This window comes from Vibrio gigantis (assembly GCF_024347515.1).
Taxonomy (GTDB): Bacteria; Pseudomonadota; Gammaproteobacteria; order Enterobacterales; family Vibrionaceae; genus Vibrio; species Vibrio gigantis.
Genome location: NZ_AP025492.1, coordinates 1685583 through 1698955, shown reverse-complemented (window position 1 = coordinate 1698955; position 13373 = coordinate 1685583). Strand labels below are relative to the sequence as shown.

At 43.1% G+C, this 13373-nt stretch carries 11 protein-coding genes; all 11 read left to right on the top strand.

Annotated elements, in window-relative coordinates:
- Positions 1 to 287 precede the first annotated feature (287 nt).
- The 11 genes from OCV56_RS07780 (at position 288) to OCV56_RS07730 (ending at position 13362) form a co-directional block, all read left to right on the top strand.
- Entirely contained in the window at positions 288 to 1454 is a 1167-nt protein-coding gene (locus tag OCV56_RS07780; RefSeq protein ID WP_086711334.1) for a glycosyltransferase, read from the top strand.
- An 18-nt stretch (positions 1455 to 1472) separates the two neighbouring features.
- Positions 1473 to 2723: a glycosyltransferase family 4 protein gene (locus OCV56_RS07775; RefSeq protein ID WP_086711333.1), complete on the top strand. Its 1251-nt coding sequence runs from the start codon at positions 1473 to 1475 to the stop codon at positions 2721 to 2723.
- Positions 2720 to 4186 carry a lipopolysaccharide biosynthesis protein gene (locus tag OCV56_RS07770; RefSeq protein WP_086711331.1) on the top strand — a complete coding sequence of 489 codons (1467 nt, stop codon included), beginning with the start codon at positions 2720 to 2722 and terminating at the stop codon, positions 4184 to 4186. The genes OCV56_RS07775 and OCV56_RS07770 overlap by 4 nt, the downstream gene beginning before the upstream one ends.
- A 68-nt stretch (positions 4187 to 4254) precedes the next feature.
- Positions 4255 to 5628 (top strand): O-antigen ligase family protein, encoded by a 1374-nt coding sequence (locus OCV56_RS07765; protein ID WP_086711328.1) that lies wholly within the window; start codon positions 4255 to 4257, stop codon positions 5626 to 5628.
- Positions 5629 to 5720: 92 nt separating this feature from the next.
- On the top strand, positions 5721 to 6491 hold the full coding sequence (locus OCV56_RS07760) for an acyltransferase (protein WP_086711527.1): 771 nt from the start codon (positions 5721 to 5723) through the stop codon (positions 6489 to 6491).
- Complete coding sequence (locus OCV56_RS07755; protein WP_086711326.1) at positions 6484 to 7602, top strand: glycosyltransferase; 1119 nt, start codon at positions 6484 to 6486, stop codon at positions 7600 to 7602. Before OCV56_RS07760 ends, OCV56_RS07755 begins: the two co-directional genes overlap by 8 nt.
- Complete coding sequence (locus OCV56_RS07750) at positions 7599 to 9023, top strand: GumC family protein (RefSeq protein ID WP_086711324.1); 1425 nt, start codon at positions 7599 to 7601, stop codon at positions 9021 to 9023. The genes OCV56_RS07755 and OCV56_RS07750 overlap by 4 nt, the downstream gene beginning before the upstream one ends.
- A gap of 311 nt (positions 9024 to 9334) precedes the next feature.
- On the top strand, positions 9335 to 10438 hold the full coding sequence (locus OCV56_RS07745) for a glycosyltransferase (RefSeq protein ID WP_086711322.1): 1104 nt from the start codon (positions 9335 to 9337) through the stop codon (positions 10436 to 10438).
- Positions 10435 to 11622, top strand: coding sequence for a glycosyltransferase family 2 protein (locus OCV56_RS07740; RefSeq protein WP_086711320.1), 1188 nt, complete (start codon positions 10435 to 10437; stop codon positions 11620 to 11622). The genes OCV56_RS07745 and OCV56_RS07740 overlap by 4 nt, the downstream gene beginning before the upstream one ends.
- A 9-nt stretch (positions 11623 to 11631) precedes the next feature.
- Positions 11632 to 12291: a sugar transferase gene (locus OCV56_RS07735; RefSeq protein WP_086711318.1), complete on the top strand. Its 660-nt coding sequence runs from the start codon at positions 11632 to 11634 to the stop codon at positions 12289 to 12291.
- Positions 12292 to 12483: 192 nt separating this feature from the next.
- On the top strand, positions 12484 to 13362 hold the full coding sequence (locus OCV56_RS07730) for a LysR family transcriptional regulator (RefSeq protein ID WP_086711316.1): 879 nt from the start codon (positions 12484 to 12486) through the stop codon (positions 13360 to 13362).
- The last annotated feature ends 11 nt before the right edge of the window (positions 13363 to 13373 follow it).

Genomic DNA, 13373 nt, shown 5'->3' with positions numbered 1-13373 from the left:
TAGCTTTATAGCTTTATAGGAAGGACAGCGAATTCAGGTGAGCTGCGCAATCATTTTGATGATAATCCACTAGATTTTGACTCGTCATCCTACCTTCAATCTGATTCTCAAATTGATAAATACACTTCCCCCTACCTAATAAAATAGAATAACCATATAAATAACAGCTACTTAGTCATATAAAACCAATGGCATCACACTTGCAATGTTACCTTTAACGTCGTTTTGTACATTCTTTATTGGCAAAACAAAACGAGCAAAATAGAGAATAAACGTGTGAGGCTAGTATGAAAAACATTCTATATGTTCATTATGGTGACAATTGGATTCGTGGTAGCGAAGCATGTTTAATCAATCTAATCGAAACGTTAGACAGAAGCCGCTATACACCCATTATTTGGAGCAACTGCGGCCCACTCGTGGAGCACTTCTCCGCTGCTAGAGATACTTCTTACTACACGCCCTTTAATCTACTGCTCGGTTGGCGCATCCCACAATTCAGCGTAGTCAGTTGGTTCAAACAACTAACAAAGGCCATAAGGCTTATCAAACGACACAATATTGATTTGATTCATGTTAATAGTGCAGCGCCTTGCCAGTGGATGTGCTTAGCAGCCAAGTTATGTAGAGTCCCTTTGGTTACACAGTTGCACAGTGATTATCAATTAAGGGATCGCTTTACTCTTGGGCTTCATTTGTCACCTCGCATCATTGGCGTTAGTTATGACGTGTGCAACGGGTTGTTGGATGATGGATACCCAGCAAACCAATTGTCCGTAATTCATAATGGTGTCACTCAATACAAGCTCAAACCTAAAAACATCCGTGAAGAGCTAGGTATCCCTCCCTCTAGCTTTGTATTTATTACCGTTGGTTCACTTATCATTCGTAAGGGCGTTGATTTAATTATTCAGGCTCTTAAGCAAACCAATCAAAATCATGATTGTCACCTAGTAGTGATTGGGGATGGTGAAGAACGGGAAAACCTTAAAACCCTCATTTCTAATTTAGGTATGCAGCAACGCGTTCATTTAGTTGGTGAGCAACATAATGTAGCAGACTGGTTGAGCGGAGGTGCTGATGCTTTCGTGAGCGGAGCAAGATATGAAGCTTTTGGCCTTGTTCTCGCAGAAGCGGGGTTAGCGAAATTACCCGTTATTGCTCCCTTTGTTGGGGGAATCCCGGAATTCGTCGAACATAATGAAACGGGACTTTTATTTACCGCTGAGAATCCTATCAATGATATTGCTTTCTATATGGCTCAACTTATCGAACACCCAGAACTCCAGAAAGAGCTGGGGAGTCGTTTTTATCAATATTGTTCGACTCACCTGACGGTGTCTACAAACACTCAACGATTCCAGCGACTTTATGAAGAGATATCTAATAAACCGAGTTCGATGCCATTGGCTTGTAGCCTAAAGCCAGTCCTTCGCTGGGCTTTTCGTCAATAGTTGAATGGGAGCAGAATTATGAGTATACACAGTATTAATCAGGTTCACGGACTCGTATATGATCCTATTCCCTATGCTGGAGGTTCAAAAATTGCGACAGCAGAAATGTTGATTGCAGCCAATGAGATAAAAGAAGACTCTCAAAATGTTGAGTCGATTCCTCAGAGTCTCACCTTTACGGTTCTCACTTCAGATTTGGACTCGTGGGCTCCATTAAAAAAACAATTAGATATAAAAATCATTCCGCTTCCTAGCTGGGCATTCCTAACTCAGCCTCAAGGTTATCGGTATTGGTTTGCTCAGGTTTGTTTAGCCTTTTTACTCATGGTCACATTAATTCGTATACCTAAAGTCAGTTACTTTATAGGGGCTTCAGGTCCAGGTATCGATATGGCGCTGTATGTACTCAATATGATTGTGCATAAACCCGTGATTCAGTTAATTCATGGACCTGTAGCTCCGTCTCGCTCTATTGGTTACTGTTTAACGTCGGCACAGAAAGTCTACTATTTAGAGAGTACTTTTTTATCTATTTCGAGCGCGTTGACTCGCTACTATAGTCGCCAAAACAATTCGACAAATGCCCAATCGAAGTCCAGCGATGCGCTAACAAGCACGCGTTTCAAGTCCTTTGTAAATGGGTTGTCGGATTCCCGCTGGCCAACCCTTACACGACATCACTCAACAGACGTATTTTGGGCCGCATCTCTGCTTAAGTGGAAGGGGTTAGAAACCTTAGTGGATGTAGTTGAAAATATGGACGCGCCATGGAAAACACGTATTTGCTATATTCAACCTAAAAATACCAACTTGGGGGTTAGTCAGTTGCCTAATCCTACCGATAATATTCATCTTTATCATGCACCTGCCAATCTAGATGAGATTAGAGCTCAGTCTGGTATCTTTGTTTCGACAAGCATTAACGAGCCGTTCGGGTTATCTGTTCTAGAAAGCCTAGCAGCAGGTTTGTGTGTTGTAATTCCAGAAGATGGGGCTTACTGGGACCTTGCGTTACAACATGGTATTGATTGCCTTAAGTACAATCCGAAAGATTCGAAGTCACTGCATCATGTACTTCGCACTCTTACAAAAAACCGAGCTTTACGAGATACCTTATCCGAAGGTAGCCTTACCATCGCATCCCAGTATCGAGCAAAACATTGCTACCTCGAGGTTTGTGCCTCTCTACTAATGACCACGCCCAAAATCGAGATACCTCATAATAAACAATACCTAAATGACGTATCCGAGTTGGGAGATGCCTCATGACTCAAACCGAACAAGCCAAACATCGCTCTCCCTTAGCGAATATTCTGACTTACGGCTTAGGTCTAGTGGTCAATAAAGGGGTCGCATTAATCATGTTACCCATAATGGCAAACTACCTAGTGCCAGCTCAAATCGGTCGTTTAGACTTGCTGGCTTCTATCGGCGCTGTTACCGGGATTGTTATTACGTTTGCATTGCATGAAGCTTTGTATCGTTTCGTCGGTGAAGAGCAATCCCGCGGTAAACAGTTTCAGAAAGCCAGTCAGATATTCACAGTAACTTGTTTGGTTTCATTTCTTATTGCAACTAGCCTTTTCCTTTTCATCAACTGGCTAAACCCCGTCAGTTTCGAACTTGTTAGCACAACAGAACTTAACTTATTGCTCGTTTGCGCGTCTTTAGAGGGAATACTAGGGCTTTCAACGGCGTGGCTCCGCATGCAAGACAAAGCGATCACCTTTTTAATCATCAGTGTCGGTGCTACCGTATTACAGATCGGTCTCATTCTCACGGTGTTGTTTAATCAACCAAGTGTTGAACTGATATTGGCCTGTGGCGCAGCAACTTACACAGTACAGGCGATTGCGCTACTCTTCATCAACCGATTTTCGGTAACCTTGCCGAACAGAAAAAAGCTTATATCGTACCTCAGTTACGGTGGGCCTTTAATGCTCACCGCCTTAGTTGGCTTTTCATTAAACGGCGCGGAACGGTTTTTTGTTGCTTACTCCACCGACTTAAATACGTTAGGGCAATATGCTATTGCGATAAAGTTTTCATTTGCTATGTGCATTCTTGTTCAACCATTCGGTATGTGGTGGATGCCCAAAAGATTTAAGGTCATGACCGAGCAAGGCTACGCTAAAACCTCAGAAATCACACAGCTTGGTATCATTTATATCACGGCACTAACGGTATCCATCGCTTTTGCAGCAAAAGCTTTTATCCTGCTCGCCCTACCCGATGCTTACTTGCTGTCTGCACAACTTGTTATCGGCACTCTGCTCTTTGCGTGGTTTAAAGAAGTGGCTGAGTTGCTCAATATCGGAATTCTTTATAAAAAGAAAACCAAGCTGCAACTTTGGATTAGCACGGGTTCATCGGTGCTTGGTCTATTGTTAATGTGGACGCTGGGTCAATATGGTGTTTGGGGGATTGTGTTTGCTTTGGTCGCCGCTCAAGCAACCAAAGCAGTGTGTGTGTATATATTCAGTCAGCAGCAGGCACCTCTTCCTTATCTACCTCAAGTCTTCATGATGAACATAGGTACGTTAGTGTTGTGTCTATTGCTAGCCTTCAATCTTAATAGTCTTTGGGGATGTTTACTCTTTGCTGCATTAACAGCAATTATCTCTGTTTTACCCGCAATGTTATTTCGCGGTATCCAGTACAAACTGCGTTCATTCGTAATTTCTATATTAATGGTATTGAACAAGAAAAAAACTCGGCACAACCATTGCTAGTTCTCAAGTAGCCTTCAATTTTGACACTTTGACAACCAAGCGGCTTGGCGCCCCAACAAGGAGAAGAGATGACTTTCTCGGGAATTAAAACCCCATCTATCATCGGTGTTATATCTGTCTGCTTATTGGTCGGAGGGGTTTGGATGGTCGCTCCCCATCCATTAGTTGTAATTGTCCTCGCATTTGCGCCTTTGGGTATACTATTTGTCATCAATAAAACGTTTTGGTTGGTCATCCTTTTCGTCGTTTTCTCATTTTTCCGTATTCACGAAGCGATTCCTCAGCTCTACCCAATTAAAATCCCTTTGTTACTTTCGCTTGGAGCGCTATCGGCTCTACTTTGGCACGCCTTTATCAGTAAAGAACTTCACACCTATTGGCACCGGTCACTGTCATGGTTAGCGTTGTTTTGGGTTTTAGTCACTATTGGTTTGGTGTTTGCTTCAAACCGAGGTGTTGCTATCGCGGAGTTTAAAGGGATTTATTGGAAGATAATGATCATGACTTTAGCGATTGCTTGGTTGGTAAACAGTGCCGACAAATTAGCAAAAACGTCTATGATCATTATTGGATCAGGCACATTAATTGGTGTTATCGCTATTTCGAACTCAATCAATGGCGTAGGATTAGTTGAAGGAACTCGTGTCACCATCGGCCGAGACTTTGGCTCTATGCTCGGAGACCCGAATGACCTCGCTCTCGTACTCATGTTCCCACTCGCTTTTGCTATTAGCCAAGCAAGTACATCCGGAGTAACCGTTTTTAAGCGGATCCTCTGTGTTATCGCGTGTTTCATCTTGCTTTATGCCGTTATCGCAACACAAAGCCGTGGTGGATTGTTGGGTTCTATTGCGGTTCTAGGCATATTTGCCTTTAAGTTAGTCCGCTCCAAAGTCCTACTCATATCATTCGGTGCCATCGCTGGTATCATTTTATATTTCGTTGCTGGAATATCAGATAGAGCATCTGGCGGGGCAAGTGAGGCGGGGATAGATGCGTCAGCCATGGGGCGTCTCTACGCTTGGGAAGCAGCATTTAAAATGGCCGTTGATAATCCACTAACCGGTGTAGGCCTAAATAACTTCTACTCTAATTACTTTTTCTATAGTCCACACTGGGATGGTTTAAATCACGCCGTTCATAGTACCTGGTTTGGCGTGTTAGCCGAAACCGGCTTCCTCGGTTTAATCGTCTTCATCATCTTAATCACTTCGTTGTTGATAACAGCTCGCCAAACCTTGGCACGTATCAATCGTGATTCAGAATCTGTATCACCCGCACTCTACTCTGCTGCTTATGCTGTTTATGCTGGCCTTATTGGTACCATCGTATCTGGAACATTTTTAACCCAAGGCTTCAATTGGCCAATTTATATATTGGCGGCACTCACCGTGTGTGTTTCTCATGTCTCTCAATCTGAATGTCATAATGAAAAAGAGTAGACAGGTATTTATAACCAACTGAAATTTATACGTTAATTATATGGCATGTAAAATGAAGGTATCCATTATGGAAAGAAATGGAGATTCTCATTATGACGTTAGTATCCGCGCATCAATTCAAACACTGGCTTAAATTTCATCCTAATTCTCATATTCGGAGCGTATTTTTCTTTTTGAAAAACATTCGCACAATGGAATTCCCTAGCCCCCAGGTTTTTAACAAGTGCCTATACCACCTCCACAAAGTCGTGACTGGCATTATCTCGGGATTCGTACGTTTCACTTATTGGACGCCAGCTTTCAAAGGCCGCCTCAATCAATGTGGTAAAAGACTTTATCTTTATGGCGGCCTTCCTTTTGTGAGTGGTCCACTAAAAATAAGTATTGGTAACGACTGCCGCATCTCAGGTCAAACAACCTTCTCTGGGTGCACTCAACCAACAGAGGATGGTTGCCAGCCAATATTAAGCATTGGTAATAATGTAGATGTAGGTTGGCAATCAACCATTGCGGTAGGCCATAAGGTCGTTCTGTCAGATAATGTCCGTATCGCGGGCGGCGCATTTCTATTTGGTTATTCTGGTCACCCGCTAGACGCAAAGCGTCGCGCTCAAGGCGAAGGTGACGCCCCAGAACAAATAGGAAGCATAGTTCTAGAGAGAGATGTTTGGTTAGGAACTAATGTAACGGTTAAAGGTGGCGTTACTATCGGTGAGGGCACCGTAGTTGCAGCAGGTAGTGTAGTAACCAAATCCCTTCCCCCTTTTTCGATAGCCGCAGGCAACCCAGCTCACGTTGTAGGTGAAATTCAACCTGGGAGCCAGGACGATACTGAAATTTGCCAAGGAGGCCATCATGCGTGATTTAATCGTATTTGGTGAGGACTTTGGTGGTCTACCTTCATCGACTCAACACTTAGTTCGTCACCTTGCTAAGCAGCATAAAGTCTTATGGGTCAACTCTATTGGCCTAAGACAGCCGAAATTTTCCGCTAAAGATGCAACACGAGCGTTCAATAAGTTGTTTGGAAAAACAAAAGCTGTTACTCAAAACATGCTTGACTCTGATGGTCACGGCAACATTACTATCGTTAACTTAAAGACCATACCGGCCCCTTCTTCTAAGTTGTCGAGAAAGCTGGCCCAACAAATGATGTTACGCCAACTAAAACCGATTATTGCTGAACTTAATCTTAATGCTCCTATCCTGTGGACTTCCCTACCGACCGCTGTTGATTTGTGTGGGCAGTTAGGCGAATCATCTGTGGTTTATTACTGCGGTGATGACTTTAGCGCCTTGGCGGGTGTTGACCATCAAACTGTCGTACAGCATGAGTCAGAGCTTATTGATAAAGCGAATCTGATTTTCGCGGCCAGTCAGAATTTAATGAATAAATTCCCCAAATGTAAAACACACCTGCTGCCTCATGGTGTCGACGTTAACTTGTTTTCGACACCAGTACCTAGAGCCAAAGATCTACCTAGCAACCACCGTCCAATCGCGGGTTTCTATGGCAGCCTTTCTAAGTGGCTAGATTACGACATGATTGCAAAAGTCACAGCAGAGATGCCTGAATGGGACTTTGTGTTTATCGGACCAAACGAACTGAACAACCTAATGCTGCCTACATTCGATAATGTCCACTATTTAGGTCCGAAACCACACCACACATTGCCTAGCTACTCGCAGCATTGGGATGTGAGCCTGTTGCCATTTATTGATAACGAACAGATACGCGCATGCAGTCCATTAAAGTTAATGGAATATCTTGCAGTAAGTACACCTATCGTTACCACACCTTTTCCTGCAATGGTTCCATATAAAAACCACGTAACATCAGTAGAAAGCGCAGAACAGATGATTGAAGCGCTCAATAAAGTTCGTCATCTAGAAAGCTCGCCAGTGTCCGTCGTCGAGAACGATAGCTGGCAGAAACGCGGCAACTTCGTACATTGGATGTTGGAGCTATTATGAGTAATTTGAAGTTACGATTATTGTTCATTTTGAATGCAATGTGGCGTCAACGCTACGTTATCGTTATGCCAATCCTCATTTTGCCATTCTTAGGTTTTGGTGTGAGCAAATTAGCGCCAACAAAATACGATGCTCACACTAGTATGCTGATCCAAGAAACCGCAAAGATGAATCCATTCTTAGAAGACATCGCGGTTTCGACCATGTTAAAAGATCGCCTAAATGCGCTTAGAACACTGCTCCATAGTCGCCATGTTCTTTATTCAGTGGCTGAAGAGTTGCAACTGACGACCCCTGAAATGTCTGATATGGAAAAACAACAAATCATTACCGATTTGTCACAACGTTTATCGGTAACCCAACTTGGTAAAGACTTTCTAAAAATTAGCTTAACGTCCAACACACCAACTGGCATGGAACAGACGCTACGCTCGGTCAGTGAACATTTCATTGAGCAGTTGCTAGCTCCCGAGCGTTCATCAATTGAAGATTCAAGTAGCTTTTTGAAAATCCATATAGACAAACGTCTTGCGGAACTGGAAGCTTCGGAAGAAGCGTTAGCCTTATACATGAACGAAAACGTACAATCGACACCAGAAGTACAGAGTCAAAGCTTGAACCGGTTGGCCTCTCTAAAACAAACTCTCGCAGAAAAGGAAGCTGAGTTGTCTGGCGTTAAGAAAAGCCTAGGCTCAATAGACCAGCAACTCTCTAAAACAAACCCCGTTATCGGTAGATTGGAAGACCAAATTATCGATATACGAAGTGACCTAACCTTACTTCAAGCTAAGTACACCAATCAGCACAGTGCCGTGCAAGCGAAAGTTCGTGAGCTGGATAGACTCGAGAATGAGAGAAAAACCCTGTTAGCACTTAAACAGCCGACAATGAATAGTGATCAGTTGTGGGATATTGCCAGTAGTACAACCTTGAACAACCTTTCAGATACACAGCCTCTTTTAGTAACACAACTGCACAGCTTACAATTAGTGCGATCTCGCTTTGAGTCTTTAAGTGAAGAGACCAAAAGCTTGCGGACAATGATCTTTGAACTTGAAAACAAAGCCAATAACTTTGGGGAAAATGCCAAAGAGATGTATCGCCTTCAACGAGACGCGAATATAAAACGTCAATTATATGATGAACTGACTGAACGCTACGAAATGGCACAGCTAACAGGCTCACTTGGTGTATTCGAGCAAAACAAGCGTGTGAAAATTATCGATTTACCCTTCACGCCCAGTATGAAATCCAACATGCCTACTTTTATATTTATCGTGGCCGGTTTGATTGCAGGTATCGGTTTAGGCATCGGGTTGGCAGTCGTGTTTGAGCTGTTCGATTCTTCAATTAAACGTAGAGACGAAGTCGAAGAGATCTTAGGGGTACCTGTCATAACTGTCATTCCAAAGATGAGTTAGCCACCCAACAGTAACCTTCCTCACGCCAGCATCTTGTTGGCGTTTTTCTATTTGAGTAGCTCATCTCCGACTCAATATTTTGTTCTCTAACCGCGTGTCTAAAACCTAACCGTGTTGGGTTTTGTTTTGATTCCCAATTTGAGAATTTAAAAGCCCCACCTCATAAAAACACCTAACACATTGAAAAATAGCAAATATTTTATTGGCACAACTCCTGCTATCTAATTGTATAGAAGCCATTTTTAACAATGCGATTTAAAAGCAAACGATAAGAAAGGCTAAATAAAAATAACTATGGCAGGAAGCAAGTTATGAATAAGCAGTTAACAAAGCATGGCAAAAAGATCATACACGTTGTTCAGCACCTTGCACCTGGAGGTCTTGAGACACTCACTTTGGATTTACTTCGCCTGGCTAACCCCAGCGACCAAGTTTTGATTGTTAGCTTAGAAGGGACAAAACAAGCGTCTATTGAAAATTGGCCTAAGCTAAAACCTTATCAAAACCAAATTGTATTTCTCGATAAAGCACCTGGTGTGCAATTCAATATCATCATCAAGCTAATTAGAGCATTCAAAGGGATTCAGCCTGACGTAGTACACACCCACCATATTGGGCCACTACTTTATGCCGGGTATGCCGCTCGCATAACGGGAGTCCCAACTCGAATTCATACCGAACACGACGCATGGCACCTAAACAACAGTAAACGTCGTCGCTTGCAAGCACTCGCGTTAAAGGCGACTCAGCCAACCTTAGTTGCGGATGCTACCCGTGTATACAATCAACTACGTACCGCTTTCTCATACAGCAACATAATCACCATAAAGAACGGGGTTGATTGTGACAAGTTCAAACCAGCCCCAAAAACAGCATCAAGAGTAAAACTTAATCTCCCTCTCGATAAGCACGTTATCGGCTGTGCGGGTCGACTAGAGCACGTAAAAGGCCAAGATCAGCTTATTAAAGCGCTTGAACTGCTACCGTCTAATACCATTGTGGCATTTGCGGGTGACGGCTCTAAACGCGAACAATTCGAGCAGTTAACAGATAAATTAAAGCTCAATCACCGTGTTCTGTTTCTCGGTTTAGTTGAAGACATGGCGACTTTCTACAGCGCACTGGACGTCTTTTGCCTGCCCTCTCGACATGAAGGTCTACCGCTTTCAACTCTCGAGGCTCAAGCATGCAACATTCCAACCGTCGCGATGAATGTTGGTGCAGTCGATGAAACCTTATGCCCAACCAGTGGTACGCTCGTGAAAAGCGGCAATGTTGCTGAACTAGCCGAAGCACTGTCAAATACTCACCATATCAAACATCACGTAAACCCTCGACGCTATGTGCTCGACAACTTCGACATTATCAACATGGTCGCGTCTTACAACAATATCTCAAAAGGAGTGTACGCATGATTGATTGGTTACTTGCTGTACTCTGTGTTTTCTCTGGGATGTTGATTATTTACCATCACGTGGCTTATCCGGTCTTGCTACGTTGGTATGCGAAAAACCACCCCGCTCGCCAAGTTTCCGAAAGCTCTCGTTGTTACAAAGATGAAAAGCAAGACTGTACGCTTCCCTCAATAACCATCCTAGTTCCTGCATTTAATGAAGAACAATGGATAGCTGACAAAATACGTAATCTTGCTGCGTTAGATTATCCAAAGAAAAAGTTACAAGTCATCATTGCATGTGATGGATGTACCGACCAAACAGTCGAAACCGCGCAGATGGCGATTCAAGAAGCGATGTGCAGTGACATCCACTTTGAGATCCATGACCATAAGGAGAATCGAGGTAAAGTGGCGGTAATCAATGATGAAGTGACAAACATCACGAGCGAAATCACAGCTCTTAGTGACGTTTCAGCGTTGATTTCATTGGATTCATTACTTATCGCTAGTGCTCACTTCGAAAGTGACAACGTGGGTGTAGTAAACGCAACCTACCAACTCTGCCCAACCAGCAATGAAGGTGAAAACGCCTATTGGAAGTATCAAACCGCAGTAAAAGAGTGTGAGGCTTCCTTTGGTTCGAGCCTAGGTTCTCATGGCGCGTTCTACTTATTTAGAACACATTTATTCGAATTACTTCCACTAAATACCATTAACGATGATTTCATCTTACCGATGCAAATCGTCAAACAAGGCTACATCGCGGAATACGAAACCCAAATGGTCGCATTAGAGTTAGAAGAGTCTAACTTAAAAACTGATTTCAAAAGAAGGCTTCGTATCTCTGCTGGCAACATGCAGCAAGCGATTCGATTATTTGGCTTGTTCAGCCCAAAATTCAAAGGTATCGCGTTTGCGTTCTTCTCAGGGAAAGGACTTCGCCTGCTCACTCCCTACTTGATGATCGTATGTTTGATATGTTCAATTCTTCTCAGCGATTATCTGTTGTTTGAAGTCTTGCTGTGGACACAAACTGCCGTCTACACCATTGCTGTTATTGGCTGCTTACTACCCAAGCGCTTACTCAATAAACCTATTTCATTAATCTCATATTTGATTGTTGGTCATTATGCCAACTTTATCGGTGGTATCCGTTATCTGATCGGGCTAGAAGACTCACCTTGGACACGAGCGAATCATTAAGGACTTATTATGATTAACATTGAACAGCTATCTAACCACAACCTATACCAATACAAAGTCTCACGTGCTAAACGTACTTTCGATTTCTTAAGCTCACTGATTGCTTTGATTTTACTAGCGCCAATATTTCCATTGATTGCAATGGCGATTGTACTCACTTCTCGTGGTCCGATTTTCTACCGTCAACTGCGTGTAGGTAAATCTACGCCAGAGAAAATGGAAATCTTTGAAATCATGAAGTTCCGTAGTATGTACGAAGATGCAGAAACTCGGTCTGGTGCAGTTTGGGCTACCGAAAATGACCCTCGAATCACACCTGTTGGTCGTTTTTTAAGAAAGACCCGTCTTGATGAGCTCCCTCAACTGATCAATGTATTAAAAGGTGAAATGTCTCTAATTGGTCCTCGTCCTGAACGCCCTACTTTTTACACCAAACTAGAGAATGAAATCCCTTACTTTGCTGACCGTACATACGGCGTAATGCCTGGTATTACAGGGCTTGCACAAGTGAATCAAGGTTATGATACCTGTATTGATGATGTACGTCGTAAAGTGGGCTTTGACCACAGTTATGCATTAAGTCTATGTTCTGTTAAATCTTGGATTGTCGCTGACCTCAGCATCATTTCTAAAACAATCATTGTAATGGTCGACGGTCGGGGTCGTTAAACCTGTATGGTCTAAGGTTAAAGAATAAGACTACCTAGTCCAAGGTGAACACAAAGCCAGCATTGATAATAATTTATCGGCTGGCTTTTTTTACTGCCTCAGACAAATCAAAGTTAAGAACGTTTCGATTTTAAAATTCAATTGGTATACGATGCCAACATACTGTTCTAAAAACGATTAAATGCCGTTGTTATGAAAATCGAAGATCTTAAGCTGTTTACCACCGTTGTCGAACTGGGTAGTTTTACTGCCGCTGCCAATGCACTTGACCTTCCCCGCGCTAACGTTAGTCGCAGAATTAACGACCTTGAAAAGGCTCTCGGCATTCAATTGTTCTTTAGAACCACTCGCAGCCTTTCGTTAACTAAATCTGGTGAGCTTTATTATAAAGAGCTGCTCAATGCGTTAAGTGCACTCGACAAAGCGAACCATATCGCCTCCAACCTATCAGAGGTTGCACACGGACAAGTTAAGATTGGCCTGTTGCCAGAAACCAGCGACATCATCCAATCGACTCTGTTTAAATTCCAAGATATGTACCCAAAGATCGAACTTGATATTCGTACTATCAGCAACGGTTTTGTTGATATGTACCGACAAGGGTTAGATCTCGCGATGCATGGTGGTACGTTGAGTGACGCGAACGTAGTGGCACGTAAAGTCATGGTTTTACAGCGTGTTTTTGTAGCCAGTCCTGAGTTTCTAAAGAAAGAAGGCACTCCTTCAAGCATAAGAGAAATTACCAACTACCCGTTTGTTTGCTTTCGATGGCCAAGTGGTGACATCGACAAGCAATGGGACATCAAAGACCACATCATCAAGGTCGAGCCTTCCGTGGTCAGTGACAGTATCGGCTTCGTAGTCGGTGGAGCGACCCGTCACAGAGGTATCGCATTGCTGCCTGAACTTTTGGTACGACAGCAGCTCAAAGACGGAACCTTGATCAACCTGTTCCCTGATGCAAACCTTCAAAACGAAGAAGCGTGGCTACTCTACCCACAACGCAAAGCGCTGAGTCATCCCGCTCAACTTTTGATTGATTTTTTATTACAAGAACTTCCAAATCTTTAATTATTGTAACG

What these genes read in the sequence shown, in the direction of transcription:
- OCV56_RS07780 (WP_086711334.1), top strand. Translation starts at nt 288, where the DNA reads ATGAAAAACATTCTATATGTTCATTATGGTGACAATTGGATTCGTGGT.
- OCV56_RS07775 (WP_086711333.1), top strand. Translation starts at nt 1,473, where the DNA reads ATGAGTATACACAGTATTAATCAGGTTCACGGACTCGTATATGATCCT.
- OCV56_RS07770 (WP_086711331.1), top strand. Translation starts at nt 2,720, where the DNA reads ATGACTCAAACCGAACAAGCCAAACATCGCTCTCCCTTAGCGAATATT.
- OCV56_RS07765 (WP_086711328.1), top strand. Translation starts at nt 4,255, where the DNA reads ATGACTTTCTCGGGAATTAAAACCCCATCTATCATCGGTGTTATATCT.
- OCV56_RS07760 (WP_086711527.1), top strand. Translation starts at nt 5,721, where the DNA reads ATGACGTTAGTATCCGCGCATCAATTCAAACACTGGCTTAAATTTCAT.
- OCV56_RS07755 (WP_086711326.1), top strand. Translation starts at nt 6,484, where the DNA reads ATGCGTGATTTAATCGTATTTGGTGAGGACTTTGGTGGTCTACCTTCA.
- OCV56_RS07750 (WP_086711324.1), top strand. Translation starts at nt 7,599, where the DNA reads ATGAGTAATTTGAAGTTACGATTATTGTTCATTTTGAATGCAATGTGG.
- OCV56_RS07745 (WP_086711322.1), top strand. Translation starts at nt 9,335, where the DNA reads ATGAATAAGCAGTTAACAAAGCATGGCAAAAAGATCATACACGTTGTT.
- OCV56_RS07740 (WP_086711320.1), top strand. Translation starts at nt 10,435, where the DNA reads ATGATTGATTGGTTACTTGCTGTACTCTGTGTTTTCTCTGGGATGTTG.
- OCV56_RS07735 (WP_086711318.1), top strand. Translation starts at nt 11,632, where the DNA reads ATGATTAACATTGAACAGCTATCTAACCACAACCTATACCAATACAAA.
- OCV56_RS07730 (WP_086711316.1), top strand. Translation starts at nt 12,484, where the DNA reads ATGAAAATCGAAGATCTTAAGCTGTTTACCACCGTTGTCGAACTGGGT.